This is a genomic window from Mycobacterium sp. Panama NTM2 (genome assembly GCF_054355555.1).
Window position 1 is genome coordinate 4703510 of the sequence record NZ_CM135953.1, and the last position, 20245, is coordinate 4723754.

A 20245-nucleotide genomic window follows, 5' to 3' on the forward strand; every position below is an offset into this window, starting at 1 on the left:
GGTGGGCGTCCCGGTCGCACCCACGGTCACCGCGCTGGTGTCGCCGTTGGCCGACGTACAGGACGGCGGTGTGTACGGCATCGACGGCGCCGGAGAGGTGTCGTTCGTCTCCTGGCGCGATCACCTCACCGACGCCGCCGCCCTGGCCGCGCTGCTGCGGGCACGCCTGGACCCGGACCGGCCACCGCACGTCGGCGTGCTCGCCGGGAACACACCGTTCTTCTCCTGCATGCTGATGGCCGCGGCGATGTCGGGCATCGTTCCGGTGGGGCTGAATCCGACCAGGCGCGGGGCAGCGCTGCAACGCGACATCGACCACGCCGACTGCCAGTTGGTGTTGGCCGATCGTGACAGCACCGTCCCCGGGATCGCTTCCGTCGATGTCGAATCATGCGCGTTCGCCGACGAACTGGCCGCGCACGCCGGTGCCGAGATCCGGTTCCGCGACGCCGGGCCCGACGACCTCTTCATGCTGATCTTCACCTCGGGCACGAGCGGCGATCCCAAGGCGGTGCGCTGCACGCACGACAAGGTCGCGTTCCCGGGAGCGATGCTGGCCGAACGGTTCGGCCTCGGCCCGTCGGACACGTGCTATCTGTCCATGCCGCTGTTCCACTCCAACGCGATCATGGCCGGCTGGGCGCCGGCCGTCGCCGGCCGTGCGTCCGTCGCCCTGCGGCGCAGGTTCTCCGCCTCGCAGTTCTTTCCCGATGTCCGCAGAGTCGGCGCCACCTACGCCAATTACGTCGGTAAGCCGCTGTCCTACATTCTCGCGACGCCCGAGCGCAGCGACGACGCCGACAATCCTCTGAGGGTGGCCTACGGCAACGAGGGCGCGCCGCGGGACCTGAGCCGCTTCGCGGAGCGCTTCGCCGTCGAGGTCGTCGACGGATTCGGTTCGAGCGAAGGCGGCGTCTCGATCGCACGGACCCCCGACACACCCGACGGGGCACTGGGCCCGCTCGTGGGCGGGGTCACGATCGTCGACGTCGAGACGGGGCGGCCGTGCCCACCCGGTGTGGTCGGCGAGCTGGTCAACACCGAGGGCCCCGGCCAGTTCCGCGGCTACTACCACAATTCCGAGGCCGATGCCGATCGGATGCGCGGCGGGGTCTACCACAGTGGAGACCTCGCCTACACCGACGAACGCGGCTTCGCGTACTTCGCAGGGAGACTGGGTGACTGGCTGCGGGTCGACGGTGAGAATCTCGGCACCGCCCCGATCGAGCGCATCCTCATGCGCTATCCCGGCGTCACCGAGGCCGTCGTCTATCCCATTCCCGACGACACCGTGGGCGACCGCGTGATGGCTGCGCTGGTGCTGCCCGACCCCGCGGCGTTCGATCCGGTGACGTTCACGCAGTTCCTCTGCGCGCAGGACGATCTGGGGCCCAAGCAGTGGCCGGTGTATGTGCGCGTGGCCACCACGCTGCCGCGCACCCAGACGTTCAAGGTGATCAAGCGGCAGCTGTCGGCCGAAGGTATCGACTGCTCCGACGACGTGCACGAGATCGACCGGCCGTGACCGGACACGCCGACATCTCGTCGATGCTGCTGGCACGGGCCGACGACACGCACCCCGGGTTACGCACCCGCGAGCAGGCCTGGACCTGGGACGACGTGGTGGCGTGTTCGACGGCCCGGGCGGCGCTGGCACTGGCCCGAAAGCCCGGGAACGCACCGTTTCACATCGGTGTGCTGTTGCCCAATGTGCCCGAGTTCGTGTTCTGGCTCGGCGCAGCGGCGTTGGCCGGCGCCACCGTCGTCGGCCTGAATCCCACCCGTGGTGCGCGTGATCTGGCGGCCGACATTCGGCACGCGGACTGCGCGATGGTCGTCACCGACACGGCCGGCGCCGAGCGCCTACGCACTCTCGACCACGGCGTCGACGCCGAGCTGATCTGGTGCGTCGACGATCTGCGGTACCGCCACCTCGTCGATGGACATCGCGGGGCACCGGCCGAGGCTGCGCCCGGCGTGGACGCGACGACGCTGATGCTGTTGCTGTTCACCTCCGGCACCACCGGCACATCGAAAGCCGTCCGATGCACGCAGGGCCGGCTGGCCCGCATCGCCTACACGGCCACCGAGAAGTTCGGTCACCACCGCGGTGACGTCGACTACTGCTGCATGCCGCTGTTCCACGGCAACGCCCTGATGGCGCTGTGGGCGCCGGCCCTGGCCAATGGCGCGACCGTCTGCCTGACCCCGACGTTCTCGGCGTCGGGCTTCCTACCCGACGTGCGCTTCTTCGGCGCCACGTTCTTCACCTACGTCGGCAAGGCACTGGGCTACCTGCTGGCGACCCCTGAGCTGCCCGACGACGCCGACAACCCGCTGCAGCGCGGCTTCGGCACCGAGGCCTCGCCCGAGGACCAGAAGGAATTCCGCCGCCGCTTCGCAGCCGAGCTGTTCGAAGGGTACGGCTCCAGTGAGGGCGGCGCGGTGGCCGCACCCGATCCGGAGGCGCCGCCGGGCGCGCTGGGCCGCCCCGCCCACGCGGACGTCGTCGTCGTCGACTCGGACACGTTACGAACCTGTCCAGCAGCGGTTCTCGATGAGACAGGTCGGGTGTGCAACGCCGACGAGGCGGTCGGCGAGATCGTCGACCGCCGCGGCGCCCGCGACTTCGAGGGCTACTACCGCAACGACGCGGCCGAGGCCGAGCGCACCCGCAACGGGTGGTACTGGTCGGGTGACCTCGGCTATGTGGACGGCGCCGGGTTCCTGTACTTCGCGGGCCGGCGCGGCGACTGGATCCGGGTCGACGGCGAGAACATCTCGGCGCTGACCATCGAACGCGTGCTGCGCCGGCACAGCGGCGTGATCGCCGCAGCGGTGTACGGCGTGCCGGACCCCCGCTCCGGAGATCAGGTGATGGCCGCGGTGGAGGTCGCCGACCCGTGCGGGTTCGACGTCGGCCAGTTCACCGAGTTCCTCGACGCGCAGCCGGATCTCGGCACCAAAGGCGCGCCCCGGCTGCTGCGGGTGTCTGCCGACCTACCGGTGACCGGGTCGAACAAGGTGCTCAAGCGGGACCTGCAGGCGCAGCGGTGGCACACCGATGAGCCGGTGTATCGCTGGGCGGGCCGGGGCTCGCCCGTGTACCGGATGATGACCGTCGCCGACAAGGAGGCGCTCGACGCGGAGTTCGCGGCCCACGGAAGGGAACGCCATGTCTGACGGGATGAGCGCTCGCGCGAAGACCATTCAGTACTGGGACGCCGAGACCGACGTCGTCGTCGCCGGGTCGGGCGCCGGCGGCGTCACGGGTGCCTACACCGCGGCCCGCGAAGGTCTCGAGGTCGTGTTGGTCGAGGCGTCGGAGACGTTCGGCGGCACCACGGCCTACTCCGGTGGCGGCGGAATGTGGTTCCCGTGCAACCCCGTTCTCCAGCGCGCCGGTTACGGCGACGCACAGGACGACACCATCGACGACGCGCTCGAGTACTACAACGCCGTCGTCGGCGACCGCACCCCGGCCGCGCTGCGCGAAACCTATGTCCGCAGCGGAGCCCCGCTGATCGCCTACCTGGAGGCCGACGAGCAGCTGAAGTTCTCGCTGCTGCCCTGGCCGGACTACTTCGGACACGCACCGAAGGCGCGCGCCGACGGCATGCGACACATCGCCGCCAAGCCGCTGAAAGTCGCGGCCGCGCCGGATCTTCGAGAGCTCATTCGGGGTCCTCTCGACACCGATCGTCTGGGGCATCCGCAGCCGGACGACTACTTCGTGGGCGGTCGGGCGCTGATCGCCCGGTTCCTGATCGCGCTGCGCCGCTTCCCGCACGCGCAGACGCGGTTGAGCACGGCGCTCACCGAGCTCATCGTCGACAACGGTGCCGTGGTCGGCGCGGTCGTCACCGACGCGCAGGGCAGCCGCGCAATCCGCGCACGGCGTGGGGTTCTGTTGGCCGCAGGCGGCTTCGAGCGCAACGACGAGATGCGGGAGCGATACGGCGTGCCGGGCAGCTCCCGCGACACGATGGGGCCGCCGTCGAACCGTGGGCTCGCGCACCTGGCCGCGATCACGGCCGGCGCCGCCACCGACCTGATGGATCAGGCGTGGTGGTCACCGGGTCTGATGCATCCCGACGGCACAGCCGCATTCGCGTTGTGGTTCACCGGCGGCATCTTCGTCGACGATCACGGCAGGCGGTTCACCAACGAATCCGCGGCCTACGACCGGTTGGGGCGCGCCGTGCTGACCGCGATGGCCGACGGGTCGGTCACCCTGCCGTACTGGATGGTGTACGACGACGGTGAGGGTCCGGTACCGCCGGTCAAGGCCCCCAACGTGTCGATGGTGGACACACAGCGTTACGTCGACGCCGGATTGTGGCGCAGCGCAGACTCTCTCGAGGAGTTGGCCCGAGTGATCGGCGTTCCGCCGGGCAATCTCGTCGCGACGGTGCGGCGGTTCAACGATTTCGCCCACCGCGGGGTGGACGAGGATTTCGACCGGGGCGGCGAACCCTACGATCGCGCGTTCTCCGGTGGCGCGTCCCCGCTGCGCCCGATCGAGCGACCGCCGTTCCACGCTGCCGCCTTCGGCGTCTCGGATCTGGGCACCAAGGGAGGTCTGCGCACCGATACGTCGGCCCGGGTGCTCGACACCACCGGAGCAGTGATCCCCGGCCTGTACGCGGCAGGCAACACCATGGCCGCCCCCAGCGGAACCGCATACCCCGGCGGCGGCAACCCCATCGGCACCTCCATGGTGTTCAGCCACCTGGCCGTGCTGGACATGACAGGAAGGACCACGCCATGACTGAGCCCGTTCGCGAGATCGACACCGGCGCCGCGCCGACGCGCTTCGCCCGGGGCTGGCACTGCCTGGGTCTCGTGCAGGACTTCCGGGACGGAAAACCACACGGCATCAACGCTTTCGGCACGCTGCTGGTGGTGTTCGCCGATTCGGCCGGCGAGCTGAAGGTCCTCGACGGCTACTGCAGACACATGGGCGGCAACCTCGCCCAGGGCACCGTCAAAGGCGACGACATCGCGTGCCCGTTCCACGACTGGCGGTGGCGCGGAGACGGCCGGTGCTCGTTGGTGCCGTATGCCAAGCGCACCCCGCGGATGGCGCGCACCCGTGCCTGGCTCACCACCGAGGTCAACGGTCAGCTGCTGGTCTGGCACGACCCGGAAGGCTCGACGCCGGCCCCGGAGCTGACCCCGCCCACCATCGAGGGGTACGACGAGGGCCGGTGGTCGCCGTGGCAGTGGAGTTCGGTGTTGATCGAAGGATCGCACTGCCGCGAGATCGTCGACAACAACGTCGACATGGCGCACTTCTTCTACATCCACCGTGCCTACCCGACGTACTTCAAGAACGTCATCGAAGGCCACACCGCCAGCCAGTACATGGAGTCCAAGCCTCGGCCCGACTACGTCGCCGACCCGGAAAAGCTCTGGGAGGGAACCTATCTGCGATCGGAGGCCACGTACTTCGGTCCCGCGTACATGATCAACTGGCTGCACAACGACCTCGCGCCCGGCTTCACCGTCGAGGTGGCGCTGATCAACTGCCACTACCCCGTCACCCACGACTCCTTCATGTTGCAGTGGGGCGTGTCGGTGGCCGCGATGCCCGGCCTGCCCGCGGACAAGGCCGCCAAGCTGGCCGGGGCGATGAACCGTAGCTTCGGCGAGGGCTTTCTCGAAGACGTGGAGATCTGGAAGAACAAGTCCCGCATCGACAACCCGCTGCTGACCGAGGAGGACGGCCCGGTGTACCAGCACCGGCGCTGGTACGAACAGTTCTACGTCGACGCCGCCGACGTCACCCCCGACATGACCGACCGCTTCGAGCAGGAAGTCGACACCACCCACGCCAACGATCTCTGGCAGCAGGAAGTGGAAGAGAACCTGCGGGCTGACGCGGCCGGGCAGACCCCGCGAAGTTAACCCAGCAGGGACGGCACCATCGCCTCGATCAGGTGCGGGCCCGGCTCGGCGAACGCGTCGGCCAGCGCGGCGGCGAACTCCTCTGCGGTACGCACGCGCCGGCCGGGCACCCCGAAACCCTCGGCGACACGCACGAAATCGACGGCAGGCGAACGTAAGTCGAGCAGCTCCCGAGCCTTGGGGCCGGGCTCGGTCCCGCTGGTTGCCCCGACCCGCTGCAGCTCGATACGCAGGATGTCGTAGGCACCGTTGTTGAAGATCACCGTCGTCACGTCGAGGTTCTCGCGGGCGTGCGTCCACAGCGCCGAGATCGTGTACATCGCCGAACCGTCGGCCTGCAGGGCCAGGACGGGACGGTGCGGTGCCGCGAGCGCCGCACCGATCGCGGCGGGCAGGCCGTAGCCGATGGCGCCGCCGGTCAGCGTCAGGACGTCGTGGGCCGGCGCGCCGGCCGTCGCCGCGGCGATGCCCACCCCCGCGGTGTTGGACTCGTCGACCACGATGGCGTCGTCGGGCAGCAGGGCGCCGATCACCGCGGCCGCGGAGAACGCGGTGAGCTCGCCGCTGGGCAGCGCCGGGCGCTGGGCCGGCGCCACATTCGCGGTGGTGCCCGGTGCCACCTCGTCGGCGAGACGTTCCAGTGCGGCTGCCGCTCCGCGATGCGACGCCAGCACGTGCACCGCACAGCCGGCGGGCACGAGGTCGCTGGGCTTGTCCGGGTAGGCGAAGAACGACACCGGCGACGGGGCCCCGGCGAGAATGAGGTGCCGGGCACCGGCCAGCTGTTCGGCGGCGGCCTCGGCGAAGTAGGCGAGTCGGTCGACGGCCGGCACGCCCGCGCCGCGCTGGAGCCGGGCGGGAAACGTCTCGCACAGCACCGTCGCCCCCGTGGCATCGCCGATGCGGACGGCAGCTGCCAGTCCCGGCCCATGGGTGGCGTCGCCGCCGATGAGGAGCACGGTGCGTTCGCCGGAGCGCAGGGCCGCAGCGGCCGCGTGCAGAGCCTCGTCGTCGACAATGTGGTCGGCCGGTACCGCCTCGGCCGCCTCGCGCGCCTCCCCGTCGCTCCACGACACGTCGGCGGGCAGGATCAGCGTCGCCACCGCTGCCAGGCGCGCCGCGTCGAGGGCGGCGGTGGTGTCCGCGGCGACGTCCTCGGGGCGCATCGTGCGACGCACCCAGCCCGAGACAGTGCCCGCGACCGCGTCGATGTCGGATTCCAAAGGGGCGTCGTACTTCTTGTGGTAGGTGGCGTGGTCGCCGACCACGACGACCATGGGGCTGTGGGCGCGGCGCGCGTTGTGCAGGTTGGCCAGGCCGTTGCCCAGGCCGGGCCCCAGATGCAGGAGCACCGCGGCGGGCGTGCCCGCGATACGGGCGTAGCCGTCGGCGGCGCCGGTGGCGACGCCCTCGAACAGCGTGAGCACGCCGCGCATGCCGCCGACCGAGTCGAGCGCGGCGACGAAGTGCATCTCCGACGTCCCGGGGTTGGCGAAGCAGATGTCCACGCCGGCGTCGACCAACGTGGTGAGCAGGGAGTGCGCGCCGTTCACCCCTGCTTTATACGCCGGCTCAGGCCCCGCGGATGCCGTCCAGCCGTTTCGTCGCCTCGTCGAATCCACTGACCAGTTCGGCGATGATGTCGGCGACGGGCCGGATCTCGTTCATCCGGCCCACGATCTGCCCGACGGGCATCGCGACCGCGGTGGGATCGGTCGATTCGCTCATCCGCTGATGCGCCTCGCTGACGAGGATGTTCTGCAGCGGCATCGGCAGTGGCTCGGGTGCACCGTCGGCGTCCCAGGCGTCCGTCCAGCGGCTCTTGAGCAGTCGCGCCGGCTTGCCGGTGTAGATCCGGCGACGCACCGTGTCGGCCGATGTCGCGGTCAGCATGGCTTCCTGGATGACCGACCGACCCGAGTCCAGGCGCACGCCGAGGTCGTATTCGGCAGAGGTGAGGAAGGCCGAGCCCATCCAGACCCCCTGCGCGCCAAGGGCCAGCGCCGCCGCGACCTGCCGCCCGGTGCCGATGCCGCCGGCCGCCAGCACCGGGGTCGTGCCGTCGAGGGCGTCGACGATCTCCGGCCAGAGCACCATCGATCCGATCTCGCCGGTGTGTCCCCCGGCCTCGTGGCCTTGGGCCACGACGATGTCGACGCCGTTGTCCGCATGCCGCACAGCGTGTTTGGCCGAACCCGCCAGCGCGGCGATCGGCACACCGGCCTCGTGCACCTGGTCGATGACGTCCTTGGGCGGTGAGCCCAGCGCGTTCGCGATGAGCTTGATCGGGTGCTTGAGCGCCACCTCGACGTGGCTGCGCGCCACCGAATGCAGCCATCCCAGAACGCCTTCGGAGCGCTCCTCGTCGGCGGGCAGCGGGGGCACGCCGAGGTCGGCGAGCGTCTTGTCGACGAACTCGCGGTGCTGGGCAGGGATGAGCTTGTTGATGTCGACCGATGTGCCCTCGGTCGGCACCTTGGCGGGCATCACGATGTCGACGCCGTAGGGCTTGCCGTCGGTGTTGGCGTCCATCCACTGCAGCACGTTCTCGAGGTCGTCGGCATCGTTGAAGCGCACGCATCCGAGCACCCCGAGTCCGCCGGCCTTGGTGACGGCTGCGGCCACCTTCTCCGATGGGGTGAACACGAAGATCGGGTACTCGATGCCGAAGCGATCGCAGAGTTCGGTTCTCATGGTGGTTCCTGCCTAGGAGCTGGTGGCGACGTGCTTGGAGTGGACCTCGTCGGCGGGCCGCGCCTCGGTCACGTCTTTGGCCCACCGGTAATCGGGTTTGCCTGCCGGCGATCGCTTCACCTCGTCGACCAGCCACAGGCTGCGCGGCACCTTGTACCCCGCGATCTCGCTGCGCACGAACGCGTCGAGGTCCGCGAGCGTCGGCTTGCTTCCCTCGCGGGGATGCACGACCGCGGCCACGTGCTGCCCGAACCGGGGGTCGGGCACACCGACCACGAGCGCGTCGAACACGTCGGGATGACCCTTGAGCGCGGCCTCCACCTCTTCGGGGTAGATCTTCTCCCCACCTGAGTTGATCGACACCGACCCGCGGCCCAGCATCGTCACGGTGCCGTCGGCCTCCACCTCGGCGTAATCGCCCGGAATCGCGTACCGCACACCGTGATAGGTACGGAACGTCTCCGCGGTCTTCTTCTCGTCCTTGAAGTAGCCGACCGGGATGTGGCCGCACTTGGCGATGATGCCGCGCTTACCCGATCCCGGCTCGATCTCGTTGCCGTTCTCGTCGAGCACCTTGGTGTTCTTGTCGATCGTCACGCGCGGGCCGCCGGTGTGCGACTGCCCCTTGGCCACCACGCTGGTCCCGCCGAAGCCCGTCTCCGACGAGCCGATCGAATCGGTGATGATCCGGTTGGGCAGCAGCTCGAGGAACTTCTCCTTCAGGCTGGTGGAGAACAGCGCGGCGGTGCTGGCGAGCAGGAACAGCGAATCGAGGTCGTATTGGTTCCCGGCGTCCTGGTGTGCGAGCAGCGCGTCCAGCAGAGGACGGGCCATCGCGTCACCGGTGAAGAACAGCAGGTTGACCTTGTGCTCGTGGATGGTGCGCCATACCGCGTCGGCGTCGAATTCGGGCGCGAGCACGGTGGTGTGCCCGGTGAACAGTGACATCCAGGTGGCGGACTGCGTGGCGCCGTGGATCATCGGCGGAATCGGGTAGCGCACCATCGGCGGATTCGCCGCCGCCTGCTTGGCGAGGTCGTACTCGTCGGCGATCGGTTCGCCGGTGGCGAAGTCGGTGCCGCCGAACAGGACCCGGTAGATGTCCTCATGGCGCCACATCACGCCCTTGGGGAAGCCCGTGGTACCCCCGGTGTAGAGCAGATAGATGTCGTCCTCGCTGCGCGGACCGAAGTCCCGCTCGGGTGAGCCCTGCTCGAGCGCCGCGTAGAACTCCACCCCGCCATAGCGTTGGAAGTCCTCGTCGGTGCCGTCCTCGACGACCAGGATGGTCTTCACGTTCGGGGTCTCGGGCAGCACGTTGGCCACCCGGTCGGCGTAGCGGCGCTCGTGGATCAGCGCGACCATGTCGGAGTTGTCGAACAGGTACTTCAGCTCGCCTTCGACGTAGCGGAAGTTGACGTTCACCAGGATCGCGCCGGCCTTGATGATGCCCAGCATGCCGATGACGATCTCGATACGGTTGCGGCAGTAGAGCCCGACCTTGTCGTCTTTCTTGACGCCCTGGTCGAGGAGGTAGTGCGCGAGCCGGTTGGCTTTCTCCTCGAGCTCGGCGTAGGTGAGCTGCTCGTCGCCCGAGATGAGGGCGACACGGTCAGGCACGGCGTCGATGGCGTGCTCGGCGAGATCGGCGATGTTCAGGGCCACGGCTCTAAACTAGAACGTGTTACATTTCCAGACAAGTCTATGGCAACGACGCTGGAAGGCGGCCTGATCCGTGAGTGACGCGCAGAATTCGCAAGAGCAGCCCGACTGCCTGGTTGAGCAGCGCGGACACACGCTGATCGTCACGATGAACCGGCCACAGGCACGCAATGCGCTGTCCGGCGAGATGATGGCGATCATGGTCGAGGCGTGGGATCGCGTCGACGACGATCCGGAGATCCGCACCTGCATCCTGACCGGCGCGGGTGGCTACTTCTGCGCCGGCATGGACCTCAAGGCCGCCTCGGCGAAGCCGCCGGGCGACTCCTTCAGAGAAGGCAGCTACGACCCCTCCTCGATCCCGGCGCTCCTGAAGGGCCGGCGGTTGACCAAGCCGCTGATCGCGGCCGTCGAGGGGCCCGCGATCGCAGGCGGTACGGAGATCCTGCAGGGCACCGATATCCGGATCGCCGGTGAGAGCGCGAAGTTCGGCATCTCCGAGGCGAAGTGGAGCCTGTACCCGATGGGTGGGTCCGCCGTGCGGCTGGTGCGCCAGATCCCCTACACGATCGCGTGCGATCTGCTGCTGACCGGTCGTCACATCACCGCCGCCGAGGCACTGTCCTACGGTCTGATCGGTCACGTGGTGCCCGACGGCGGCGCGCTCGACAAGGCGCTCGAGATCGCCGAGGTGATCAACAACAACGGTCCGCTCGCTGTGCAGGCGATCCTCAAGACGATCCGCGAGACCGAGGGCATGCACGAGGAGGAGGCGTTCAAGCCCGACACCGCCAACGGCATCCCGGTGTTCCTCTCCGAGGACGCCAAGGAAGGCCCGCGGGCGTTCAAGGAGAAGCGGGCCCCCAACTTCCAGATGAAGTAGCGGCGCCGCGAGTGTGCGGTTTCATCCGCGACACGCCGCGGCGGGCGTATCAGGACGCACACTCGGCGGCCGGGGTGAGTGTCAGAGCACCTTCGCCGACGGCGTGAACACCACCGGCATCGACTCCAGTCCACTGACGAAGTTCGCCGGCCGTAGCGGCAGCATGCCCTCTTCGGCCAGCCGCAGATCCGGCAGCCGGGTCAGCACCTTGGTCATCATGATCTTCAGCTCGAGGCGTGCCAGCTGATTGCCCAGGCAGAAGTGTGTGCCGAAACCGAAGGCGAGGTGGCTGTTCGGGTTTCGATCGATGCGAAAGTTCTGCGGATCGCCGAACACGGACTCGTCGAAGTTCGCCGATTCGAACATCAGCATGATCTTCTCGCCGGCACTCAGGGCCGTGCCGTGGAACTCGGTGTCGGCCGTCAGCGTGCGGCACATGTTCTTCACCGGCGACGTCCAGCGCAGCGTCTCCTCGATGGCGCCGGGCAGCAGCTCGAGATCGCTCGTCAGCCGCTGCCACTGATCCTGGTGCCGCAGCAGCTGTTCCGTGCCGCCGGAGAGCGTGTGGCGAGTGGTCTCGTCGCCGCCGATGAGGATCAGCAGCGTCTCGAAGACGATCTCGTCGTCGCTCATCTTCTGGCCTTCGACCTCGGCGTTGACCAGCACCGAGAACAGGTCGTCGGTCGGGTTCGCGCGCCGGTCGGCGATCACCTCCATGGTGAAGGCGGTGTAGGCGGCGAAGGTCTCCATCAACTTCTGGATCGTCTGCTCGTCCACCGTGGACGACAGCCCGCACACCAGGTCGTCGGACCATTCCAGCAGTTTGTCGCGTTCGGACGGCAGCACCCCCAGCATGTCGCCGATGACGGCCATCGGCAGCGGTGCGGCGATGTCGCGGACGAAGTCGGCCTCGCCGCGCTCGCACACCGCATCGATCAGCGCGTCGCAGAGCCGCTCGATCGAGGGCACCTTGTCCATCACCCGCTTGCGGGTGAAGCCCGAGTTCACCAGTTTGCGCCGCAGGATGTGGGCTGGGTCGTCCATGTCGATCATGTACGGCATGCCCGGTTGGTCGGGACGGATACCGCCTGTGCTGGAGAACAATTCGGGATTGCGCTCGGCGTCGAGCACCGCCTGATAGGTCGTCGCGGCGGCCAGGCCGTTGCGGTCGCGGAACACCGGCTGGTTGGCACGCATCCACGCGTAGGCCTCCCGCGCAGCCCGCCCGTCAGCGTAGAAGTTGCCGTCCGCCAGATCGACGTCGGGCTTGGCGGGGGCGATGCCCATCTGCATGGCGGTCACACGATCTCCTTGGCGTCGGCAAAAGTCATGTCCACGTTGGCAGCCGAACTGGACACCAGGGCGCGTTTCGGCAATCCCAGTGCCGCGAGTTCGGCGGCGTAAGGGTGGGTGCCCAGGCGGACGCGGACGCCGCCGGGTCGATAACGCACGCCCGTCATCCGCATCTCCCCCGGCGTCTCCCGGATCACACCGTCGGCGTAGGAGTACGTCGAATGCACCTGCGGGCGCGCGGTGAACCGGCCGGGCACCGGCAGACCCGGCGCGAAGTCCATCGAGATGACGTGCGCGCCGTCGATGGTGACGTCGAATCCGTACCGTCGGCCGTCACGAATGGTGAAGTCCGCCATCACCTTCGGATAACCCCAGATGGTGCGGCCCGCCTCCAGCGTGAACGACTGGTCGACGGGAAGATGGTGAACGAACGCACCGGCCGACTGCAGCGCGGCGAGGCCTGTCGCATCAGAGCCCGGCGGGTTCACCATCACGTTGGTGCCGTACTCCCAGTACTGCCCGAGGTCGGTGTCCTCGTAGCGCATCAGCATGAGCACGACCATCGCGCGATTGCCCAGGAAACGGCACACCCGTAGCCCGCTGTAGTCGATCATTCGCTGCGCGGCATCGGCGTCGACGACGAACATGGCGGTGTGCTGGTGCGCGGTGCGCACCCGCACCGGCATCGTCAGCACGGTCCCGGCAATGGTGTGTTGGCTCACACCGCCAATCTAGAACGTGTTCTAGACAGTCAGCAAGATCTGTCTACACCAGCGCGGCGAGATCCCGGATCTGGTCGGTCGACCGGGCACCCACCACCATCATCGTCACCCCGGCGGCCTCCCAGGCCTTGATCTGCTCCTGCACGAATGCCAGGTCGCCGACGATCGCGGAATCGTCGACCAGCTCGTCGGGAATGATCTTCGCCGCCTCGTCTTTGCGGTCACTGCGGAACAGTTTCGTCACGTCGTCGACGACCTCGGCGTACCCCATCCGGCGATACACGTCGGCGTGGAAGTTGGTGTCCTCGGCGCCCATTCCGCCCATGTAGAGCGCCAGGTGCGGCTTCATCAGCTCCATGATCGCGGGCCGGTCGTCGGTGACGACGACCTGCGCGGTCGCGCAGATCTCGAATGTCTCCCGGGTCCGGCGAGCACCGGGCCGCGCGAAGCCCTCGTCGAGCCACTCGTTGTACATCGACGCGATGCGCGGCGAATAGAAGATCGGCAGCCAGCCGTCGCAGATCTCGGCGGCCAGCGCGACGTTCTTGGGTCCCTCGGCGCCCAGCATGACGGGGATGTCGGCACGCAGCGGATGGGTGATCGGCTTGAGGTTCTTGCCCAGCCCGGTGGTGCCCTCACCGGTCAGCGGCAGCGGATAGTGCGGGCCGTCGCTGTGCACGGGGGCCTCTCGCGCCCAGACCTGGCGCAGGATGTCGACGTACTCGCGGGTGCGGGCCAGCGGCTTGGGGAACTTCGCGCCGTACCAGCCCTCGACGACCTGCGGTCCGGACACACCCAGCCCGAGGATGTGCCTGCCGCCCGAGAGGTGATCGAGCGTCAGGGCCGCCATCGCACACGCGGTGGGGGTGCGGGCGGAGAGCTGGATGACCGACGTGCCCAGCCGCATCCGGCTGGTCTCGCGGCCCCACCACGCCAGCGGCGTGTACGCGTCGGAGCCCCACGCCTCGGCGGTGAACACCGTGTCGAAGCCCGCCTCCTCGGCGGCCGCGACGAGTTCGGCATGGTTCTCCGGCGGCTGTGCGCCCCAGTATCCGAGCTGCAATCCCAACTTCATGCGGTCGCCTCCACACCCGTTCTTGAAACCATTCTTAGAACCTGTTCTACTCGATGCCGTGACCACCAGCCAAAGCAGTCCGGTGCAGATCGATCCCCATGAGCCGCCGCTGTCAGCGCCGCTGAGGCTCTCATTCGACTACACCCGTTCAGTGGGACCACTCCTCGGTGAGTTCTTCACCGCTCTGCGTGAGCGACGCGTTGTCGGTGTCCGTGGTTCCGACGGCCGGGTCCACGTTCCGCCCGCTGAGTATGACCCCGTCACCTCCGAGGCCCTGACCGAGGTCGTTCCGGTCGAGAGCGTCGGCACCGTGCTGTCCTGGACGTGGCAGGCGCACCCGTTGGAGGGCCAACCGCTGGACCGCCCGTTCGCGTGGGCACTGATCCGCCTCGACGGCGCCGACACCGCCCTACTGCACGCCGTGGCCGCCGACGGACCCGACGCGGTCACGACCGGCGCCCGCGTGCACGTGCACTGGGCTGAGGACACCGTCGGCGCGATCACCGACATCGCGTACTTCGAGCTCGGTGAACAGGCGGAGGAGACTCCGGCGCCTGCCGAGGGACTCGATCCGGTGACCATGGTGATCTCCCCGTCGGCGATTGAAATCCAGCACACCGCATCGTTTCCCGAGAGCACGTTCCTGCGCGCGCTCGAGAAGGGCACCCTGCTGGGGGCGCGGTCCGGGGAGGACGGGAAGGTGTATTTCCCGCCGAAAGAGGCCAACCCGGCAACCGGTCAGCCGCTCGACCAGTTCATCGAGGTGTCGGACAAAGGCACCGTCACGACGTTCGCGATCATCAACATCCCGTTCGCGGGCCAGCGCATCAAGCCGCCCTATGTCGCCGCCTACGTGCTGCTCGACGGGGCCGACATCCCTGTGCTGCACCTCGTCTCTGACATCGAGGCTCACAAGGTGCGGATGGGCATGCGCGTCGAAGCGGTGTGGAAGCCGCAGGACCAGTGGGGCCTGGGCATCGACAACATCGAGTACTTCCGGCCGACCGGCGAACCCGACGCCGAGTACGACTCCTACAAGCATCACCTCTAGAGGGGCACACACAATGACTGACGTAGCAGTGGTCGGGTTCGCGCACGCTCCGCACGTGCGCCGCACCGACGGCACCACCAACGGCGTCGAGATGTTGATGCCGTGCTTCGCCGAGATCTACGACGATCTCGGCATCACGAAGTCCGACATCGGCTTCTGGTGCTCCGGATCGTCGGATTACCTTGCCGGGCGCGCCTTCTCATTCATCTCGGCGATCGATTCGATCGGCGCGGTGCCGCCGATCAACGAATCCCACGTCGAGATGGACGCCGCGTGGGCGCTGTACGAGGCCTACATCAAGATCCTCACCGGCGAGGTGGAGACGGCCCTGGTGTACGGCTTCGGCAAGTCCAGCGCGGGCACGCTGCGCCGCGTGCTCGCCCTGCAGACCGACCCCTACACCGTGGCCCCGCTGTGGCCCGACTCCGTCAGCATGGCCGGCCTGCAGGCGCGTCTGGGCCTCGATTCCGGGAAGTGGACGGCCGAGCAGATGGCCCAGGTGGCGCTGGACGCCCAGCAGGCGTCCCCCCGCGTGGACCGTCTGCAGTCCGGGAGCAGCGTCGACGAGCTGCTCTCTCAGCCCTACTTCGCAGAACCGTTGCGCCGTCATGACATCGCGCCGATCACCGACGGCGCATCGGCGATCGTGCTGGCCGCCGGCGATCGGGCTCGCGAGCTCCGCGAACGACCCGCATGGATCACCGGCATCGAGCATCGCATCGAGACCCCGGTGCTCGGCGCCCGCGATCTCACCGACTCGCCGTCCACGGCGGCATCGGCCCAGGCGGCCACCGGCGGTGACACGTCGTCGATCGACATCGCGGAGATCTACGCGCCGTTCAGCCACCAGCACTTGATCCTGAAGGAGGCGATCGGGCTGGGTGATTCGACGACGATCAACCCGAGCGGCGGTGCGCTGGCCGCGAACCCGATGTTCTCGACGGGGTTGGAGCGGATCGGCGAGGCCGCCCGCCACATCTTCGCCGGTGAGGCCTCCCGCGTCCTGGCACACGCGACGAGCGGGCCTGCGCTGCAACAGAATCTGGTCGCCGTCCTGGAGGGTAAGTGATCATGGCCAAACATCTCGCCGCCGTGCTGGGTACGGGCCAGACCAAGTACGTCGCCAAGCGTACCGACGTGTCGATGAACGGCCTGGTGCGCGAGGCCATCGATCGCGCGCTGGCCGATGCCGGCGTCACGTTCGCCGACATCGACGCCGTCGTGGTGGGTAAGGCGCCCGACTTCTTCGAGGGCGTCATGATGCCCGAGCTGTTCATGGTCGACGCGACGGGTGCGACGAACAAGCCGCTGATCCGTGTGCACACGGCGGGTTCGGTGGGCGGTTCCACGGCGATCGTGGCCGCGAGCCTGGTGCAGTCGGGCAAGTACCGCCGGGTGCTCACGATGGCGTGGGAGAAGCAGTCGGAGTCCAATGCCATGTGGGCGTTGAGCATTCCGGTGCCGTTCACCAAGCCCGTCGGTGCCGGAGCGGGCGGGTACTTCGCCCCGCACGTGCGCGCCTACATCCGCCGTTCCGGTGCCCCCACCCACATCGGCGCGATGGTCGCGGTCAAGGACCGGCTCAACGCGGTCAAGAACCCGCTGGCCCATCTGCACCAGCCCGACATCACGCTGGAGAAGGTGATGTCCTCTCCGATGCTGTGGGATCCGATCCGTTACGACGAGACGTGCCCGTCGTCGGACGGCGCGGCGGCGATGGTGATCGGCGACGAGGCCAGCGCGGATGCGCGTGTCGCCGAGGGACACCCGGTCGCCTGGGTGCACGCGACCGCGTTGCGCACCGAACCGCTGGCCTACGCCGGCCGCGATCAGGTCAATCCCCAGGCCAGCCGCGACGCGGCAGCGGCGCTGTGGAAATCGGCCGGGATCACCAGCCCGATCGATGAGATCGACGTGGCCGAGGTGTACGTGCCGTTCTCCTGGTACGAGCCGATGTGGCTGGAGAGTCTCGGTTTCGCCCCGGAGGGCGAGGGCTGGAAGCTGACCGAAGCCGGGGAGACCGCCATCGGTGGGCGCATCCCGTTCAACCCGTCCGGTGGGGTGCTGTCATCGAACCCGATCGGCGCATCCGGCATGATCCGGTTCGCCGAGTCCGCCATCCAGGTGATGGGCAAGGGCGCCGACCACCAGGTCCCCGGTGCCCGCAAGGCTCTCGGGCACGCGTACGGCGGTGGGGCGCAGTACTACTCGATGTGGGTGGTCTCCAGTGACAAACCCGGCGACAAGCCGGGCGCGTGATGAAGTACACCTGCAGCGTGGCGATGGGTCCCATCGACCAGCTGCTCGAGATCGCCCGGACCGCAGAAGAGGTCGGATTCGACGCGATCGCGCTGCCCGATTCGCTGTTCTACATGGAGAAGCAGTCGGCGGATTACCCGTACACACCCGACGGGTCGCGTATGTGGGACGAGAACACCCCGTGGGTGGACCCGCTGGTCGCGGCCGGCGCGATGGGTGCGGTCACCTCGACGCTGCGCTTCTACACCAACGTGATGAAGCTGGGCTCGCGCAATCCGCTGCTGTTGGCCCGCCAGGTGGGCTCGGTGGCCAACCTGACCGGCAACCGGTTCGGATTCGGCGTCGGAATCGGCTGGGCGCCGGAGGAATTCGAGTGGTGCGGAGTGCCCTACGCCAAACGCGGCAAGCGCGTCGACGAGATGATCGATGTGATCAAGCTCGTGCTCGGCGGCGGCATGGTCGAGTTCCACGGCGACTTCTACGACTTCGACCGGCTGCAGATGAGTCCCGCCCCCAGCGAGCCGGTGCCGTTCTACGTGGGTGGTCACACCGACGTCGCGCTGCGACGGGCGGCACGGATCGGCGACGGGTGGACCAGCGCGATGATGACCGGGGCCGAGCTGGCCGAGACGATCGGCAACATCGAAGCGCTGAGGGCCGAATACGGCCGCGCCGACGGACCGTACGAGTATCAGGCCGTCTGCATCGACAAGTTCGGCGTCGACGGGCACCGGGAGCTGGCCGAGTCCGGCGTCACCGATAACATCGTGATCCCGTGGGTGTTCGACGGATTGGGCTTCGACGCTCCGATCGAGCAGAAGAAGGACTCGCTGAAGCGGTTCGCCGACACCTACATCCACTCCGGCTGGCAGGACACCTAGGAGCAGCCGGTCCACACCGCGTCGACCAGCGCACGCACCCCGTGCTCGGACAGCGGCGGCATCCCGAACACGAGCCGGTAGTACGGCGGTGACACCAACGCGTCCACCACCACCTCGATGTCGGTGTCGCCCGACAGTTCTCCGACCGCGACCGCGTCGGTCAGCGCGTCCACGACGGCACCGCGCCGGGGTTCGATCCACTGGGCGAGCAGCGCCGTCTGGATCGCCGGATCGCCGGCGGCCGCCGCGATCACGTTGCGCAGCAGCGCCCCGACGCCGGGATCGGCCAGGATGGCGTTGAGGGCGCTGACGTGATGGATGAGCGCCTCGATCGTGGTGCTGCCCGGAGGCCGCACGATCGACTCCCGCACCGACTCCAGTAGGCCCTCGAGCACGATCGCCGACGCCGATGGCCACCATTTGTAGATCGTCGTGCGGCTGACCTCGGCCCGACGGGCGATCGCGTCGATGGTCGCCGCGCCCGGGCCACCTTCGGCGGCCAATTCGGCTGCTGCGGTGAGGATGGCGCCGCGCACGGCCTCGCTCCGCGGACGTCCGCGACGGTTGGCCATGGACAGACCCTAGGACCGTCGGGTGCCGCTCATCACCACAACCAGGCAGCCGAGGGCCAACACGGCGCCGGCGCCGAACATCGCGGGATAGGACACACCGGCCTCCGCCAGCAGAGACAGTGCGGCGGGAATGCCGAAACCCAGGTAACTCAGGCTGTAGAAGATCGCCGTCATGCCCGCCAGATCGTCGGGGCCGGCGAGCCGTTGCACCTCCTGAAGGCCCGCGAGCAGCGCCATGCCGTAACCAGCGCCGAGCACCGCGGCGGCGATCAGCGCCGCCATCACTGTCAGCGCGGCGGCCGCCCAGGCAGCGCACACCATTCCCGCCGCCAACAGCAGCAGCGCGGTCGGCACACCCCGCGGACCGTCAGCGCCCAGCGCCCGTCCGGCCTGTTGCACGCCGAAGCCGACCCCGAGCGCGACGACACACAGCAGCGCGGAGAACGCGATCGGCGCGTGCGGCACACGGTCCGTCAGCAGCGCGGGCAACACCGCGTACGCCGAACCCGCGGCTCCGAAGACCCATGGCGCAACGGGTAGGACGACGCGCAGGAAGCGACGCCGCGCCGCCGTCGGGATCACCAGGTCGGCCCACCACGGGCTCGAGGTCTCGTGGCGTTCGCGTGTCTCGGGCGCGACGGTGAGCGCTGCCGCCGCCGCGAAGGCCAGGGCAGCGTTGCACGCATAGGACAGCACGGTCGGCGCGGGGCCCCACTGTGCGAGCGCGCCCGCGGCGGCGGCGCCCAGACCGAAACCGGCGGTCAGGCTCATCGCCGCGCGCCGGGCGCCCGCGGTGCCGTCGCCGTAGGGCGGTGCGGAGAGTTCCTTGAGCCAGCTGCCGCCGACGGCCATCGCGAGTCCGAGCGCCAGCCCGCTGAACACGCGGCCGACAGCGAGGACCACCGCGGAGTCGGCGCCGGCGGCGAGGATGAGCGAGCCCCCCGCGGCCAGCAGCGGCGCAGGGAGCATCAGCGGGCGGCGCCCGAAGCGGTCCGACAGCGGGCCGCCGATGAGCAGGGCCGGCACGATGCCGAGCACGTAGGCGAACAGCAGCAGGTCGACGGTCAGCCCGGAGAAGCCCGCTCCCGTGCGGTACATGACCAGCAGAGGGGTGAACTCGTTGCCACCCCAGGCGATCGCGAACGTCGCCGCGGCGACCGCCAGCCACCGACGGGTCCCGGTCAGCCTGGCCGGGGCGGTAATAGTGGACACGGTGTGCACTATATCGAGGAACGTGTGATCA

17 protein-coding genes are annotated in these 20245 nt (G+C 68.7%); 9 read left to right on the plus strand and 8 right to left on the minus strand.

Translation table 11 applies throughout. The features are described from left to right. Position 1: 1 nt before the first annotated feature. From fadD17 to ACXYX3_RS22585, 4 genes are read left to right on the plus strand one after another with little or no spacing between them, the layout of a single operon-like run. Positions 2 to 1525, plus strand: coding sequence for a long-chain-fatty-acid--CoA ligase FadD17 (fadD17, locus tag ACXYX3_RS22570; protein ID WP_458609074.1), 1524 nt, complete (start codon positions 2 to 4; stop codon positions 1523 to 1525). Between the two features lie 23 nt (positions 1526 to 1548). Beyond that, entirely contained in the window at positions 1549 to 3183 is a 1635-nt protein-coding gene (casI, locus tag ACXYX3_RS22575) for a steroid-22-oyl-CoA synthetase (protein ID WP_458612188.1), read from the plus strand. Then, entirely contained in the window at positions 3176 to 4771 is a 1596-nt protein-coding gene (locus ACXYX3_RS22580) for an FAD-binding protein (RefSeq protein ID WP_458609075.1), read from the plus strand. The genes casI and ACXYX3_RS22580 overlap by 8 nt, the downstream gene beginning before the upstream one ends. Beyond that, entirely contained in the window at positions 4768 to 5910 is a 1143-nt protein-coding gene (locus ACXYX3_RS22585; protein WP_458609076.1) for a Rieske 2Fe-2S domain-containing protein, read from the plus strand. Before ACXYX3_RS22580 ends, ACXYX3_RS22585 begins: the two co-directional genes overlap by 4 nt. Here the strand turns inward: ACXYX3_RS22585 and ACXYX3_RS22590 are convergent. Genes ACXYX3_RS22590 through ACXYX3_RS22600 form a run of 3 tightly spaced genes read right to left on the minus strand, consistent with a single transcriptional unit; the run spans position 5907 to position 10269 of the window. Then, positions 5907 to 7463 carry an acetolactate synthase large subunit gene (locus ACXYX3_RS22590; protein ID WP_458609077.1) on the minus strand — a complete coding sequence of 519 codons (1557 nt, stop codon included), beginning with the start codon at positions 7461 to 7463 and terminating at the stop codon, positions 5907 to 5909. The two genes, ACXYX3_RS22585 and ACXYX3_RS22590, sit on opposite strands and share 4 nt — an antisense overlap. A gap of 19 nt (positions 7464 to 7482) precedes the next feature. After that, the gene (locus ACXYX3_RS22595; RefSeq protein ID WP_458609078.1) at positions 7483 to 8604 is read right to left on the minus strand and encodes an NAD(P)H-dependent flavin oxidoreductase; all 1122 of its coding nucleotides are present in this window, start codon (positions 8602 to 8604) and stop codon (positions 7483 to 7485) included. Between the two features lie 12 nt (positions 8605 to 8616). Continuing rightward, positions 8617 to 10269, minus strand: coding sequence for an acyl-CoA synthetase (locus tag ACXYX3_RS22600; protein WP_458609079.1), 1653 nt, complete (start codon positions 10267 to 10269; stop codon positions 8617 to 8619). A gap of 70 nt (positions 10270 to 10339) precedes the next feature. Between ACXYX3_RS22600 and ACXYX3_RS22605 the strand changes: the two genes are divergently transcribed. Continuing rightward, positions 10340 to 11149, plus strand: coding sequence for a crotonase/enoyl-CoA hydratase family protein (locus ACXYX3_RS22605; RefSeq protein ID WP_458609080.1), 810 nt, complete (start codon positions 10340 to 10342; stop codon positions 11147 to 11149). Positions 11150 to 11230: 81 nt separating this feature from the next. Here ACXYX3_RS22605 and ACXYX3_RS22610 read toward each other — a convergent pair whose 3' ends face one another. Genes ACXYX3_RS22610 through ACXYX3_RS22620 form a run of 3 tightly spaced genes read right to left on the minus strand, consistent with a single transcriptional unit; the run spans position 11231 to position 14239 of the window. Then, complete coding sequence (locus tag ACXYX3_RS22610) at positions 11231 to 12436, minus strand: cytochrome P450 (RefSeq protein WP_458612189.1); 1206 nt, start codon at positions 12434 to 12436, stop codon at positions 11231 to 11233. 11 nt (positions 12437 to 12447) lie between these two features. After that, a complete protein-coding gene (locus ACXYX3_RS22615; protein WP_458609081.1) occupies positions 12448 to 13164 on the minus strand; it encodes an acetoacetate decarboxylase family protein in 717 nt (238 codons plus the stop codon). Between the two features lie 43 nt (positions 13165 to 13207). Then, on the minus strand, positions 13208 to 14239 hold the full coding sequence (locus tag ACXYX3_RS22620) for an LLM class F420-dependent oxidoreductase (RefSeq protein ID WP_241205482.1): 1032 nt from the start codon (positions 14237 to 14239) through the stop codon (positions 13208 to 13210). A gap of 58 nt (positions 14240 to 14297) precedes the next feature. On the opposite strand from ACXYX3_RS22620, the gene ACXYX3_RS22625 reads away from it, so the two are divergent. From ACXYX3_RS22625 to ACXYX3_RS22640, 4 genes are read left to right on the plus strand one after another with little or no spacing between them, the layout of a single operon-like run. After that, complete coding sequence (locus ACXYX3_RS22625; protein ID WP_458609082.1) at positions 14298 to 15290, plus strand: Zn-ribbon domain-containing OB-fold protein; 993 nt, start codon at positions 14298 to 14300, stop codon at positions 15288 to 15290. 13 nt (positions 15291 to 15303) lie between these two features. After that, the gene (locus tag ACXYX3_RS22630; protein WP_458609083.1) at positions 15304 to 16359 is read left to right on the plus strand and encodes a thiolase domain-containing protein; all 1056 of its coding nucleotides are present in this window, start codon (positions 15304 to 15306) and stop codon (positions 16357 to 16359) included. Between the two features lie 2 nt (positions 16360 to 16361). Continuing rightward, positions 16362 to 17549, plus strand: a complete 1188-nt coding sequence (locus tag ACXYX3_RS22635; protein ID WP_241205479.1) for a thiolase domain-containing protein — start codon at positions 16362 to 16364, stop codon at positions 17547 to 17549. Beyond that, complete coding sequence (locus ACXYX3_RS22640; RefSeq protein ID WP_458612190.1) at positions 17549 to 18430, plus strand: TIGR03619 family F420-dependent LLM class oxidoreductase; 882 nt, start codon at positions 17549 to 17551, stop codon at positions 18428 to 18430. The genes ACXYX3_RS22635 and ACXYX3_RS22640 overlap by 1 nt, the downstream gene beginning before the upstream one ends. On the opposite strand, the gene ACXYX3_RS22645 is transcribed toward ACXYX3_RS22640, so the two are convergent. Both ACXYX3_RS22645 and ACXYX3_RS22650 read right to left on the minus strand, forming a co-directional pair. Next, positions 18427 to 19002, minus strand: coding sequence for a TetR/AcrR family transcriptional regulator (locus ACXYX3_RS22645; RefSeq protein WP_458609084.1), 576 nt, complete (start codon positions 19000 to 19002; stop codon positions 18427 to 18429). The two genes, ACXYX3_RS22640 and ACXYX3_RS22645, sit on opposite strands and share 4 nt — an antisense overlap. A gap of 9 nt (positions 19003 to 19011) precedes the next feature. Beyond that, positions 19012 to 20223, minus strand: a complete 1212-nt coding sequence (locus ACXYX3_RS22650; RefSeq protein ID WP_458609085.1) for an MFS transporter — start codon at positions 20221 to 20223, stop codon at positions 19012 to 19014. Positions 20224 to 20245: the final 22 nt, after the last annotated feature.

What these genes read in the sequence shown, in the direction of transcription:
- ACXYX3_RS22640 (WP_458612190.1), top strand. Translation starts at nt 17,549, where the DNA reads ATGAAGTACACCTGCAGCGTGGCGATGGGTCCCATCGACCAGCTGCTC.
- ACXYX3_RS22580 (WP_458609075.1), top strand. Translation starts at nt 3,176, where the DNA reads ATGTCTGACGGGATGAGCGCTCGCGCGAAGACCATTCAGTACTGGGAC.
- ACXYX3_RS22635 (WP_241205479.1), top strand. Translation starts at nt 16,362, where the DNA reads ATGGCCAAACATCTCGCCGCCGTGCTGGGTACGGGCCAGACCAAGTAC.
- ACXYX3_RS22610 (WP_458612189.1), bottom strand. Translation starts at nt 12,436, where the DNA reads ATGGGCATCGCCCCCGCCAAGCCCGACGTCGATCTGGCGGACGGCAAC.
- casI (WP_458612188.1), top strand. Translation starts at nt 1,549, where the DNA reads ATGCTGCTGGCACGGGCCGACGACACGCACCCCGGGTTACGCACCCGC.
- ACXYX3_RS22620 (WP_241205482.1), bottom strand. Translation starts at nt 14,239, where the DNA reads ATGAAGTTGGGATTGCAGCTCGGATACTGGGGCGCACAGCCGCCGGAG.
- ACXYX3_RS22630 (WP_458609083.1), top strand. Translation starts at nt 15,304, where the DNA reads ATGACTGACGTAGCAGTGGTCGGGTTCGCGCACGCTCCGCACGTGCGC.
- ACXYX3_RS22585 (WP_458609076.1), top strand. Translation starts at nt 4,768, where the DNA reads ATGACTGAGCCCGTTCGCGAGATCGACACCGGCGCCGCGCCGACGCGC.
- ACXYX3_RS22645 (WP_458609084.1), bottom strand. Translation starts at nt 19,002, where the DNA reads ATGGCCAACCGTCGCGGACGTCCGCGGAGCGAGGCCGTGCGCGGCGCC.
- ACXYX3_RS22595 (WP_458609078.1), bottom strand. Translation starts at nt 8,604, where the DNA reads ATGAGAACCGAACTCTGCGATCGCTTCGGCATCGAGTACCCGATCTTC.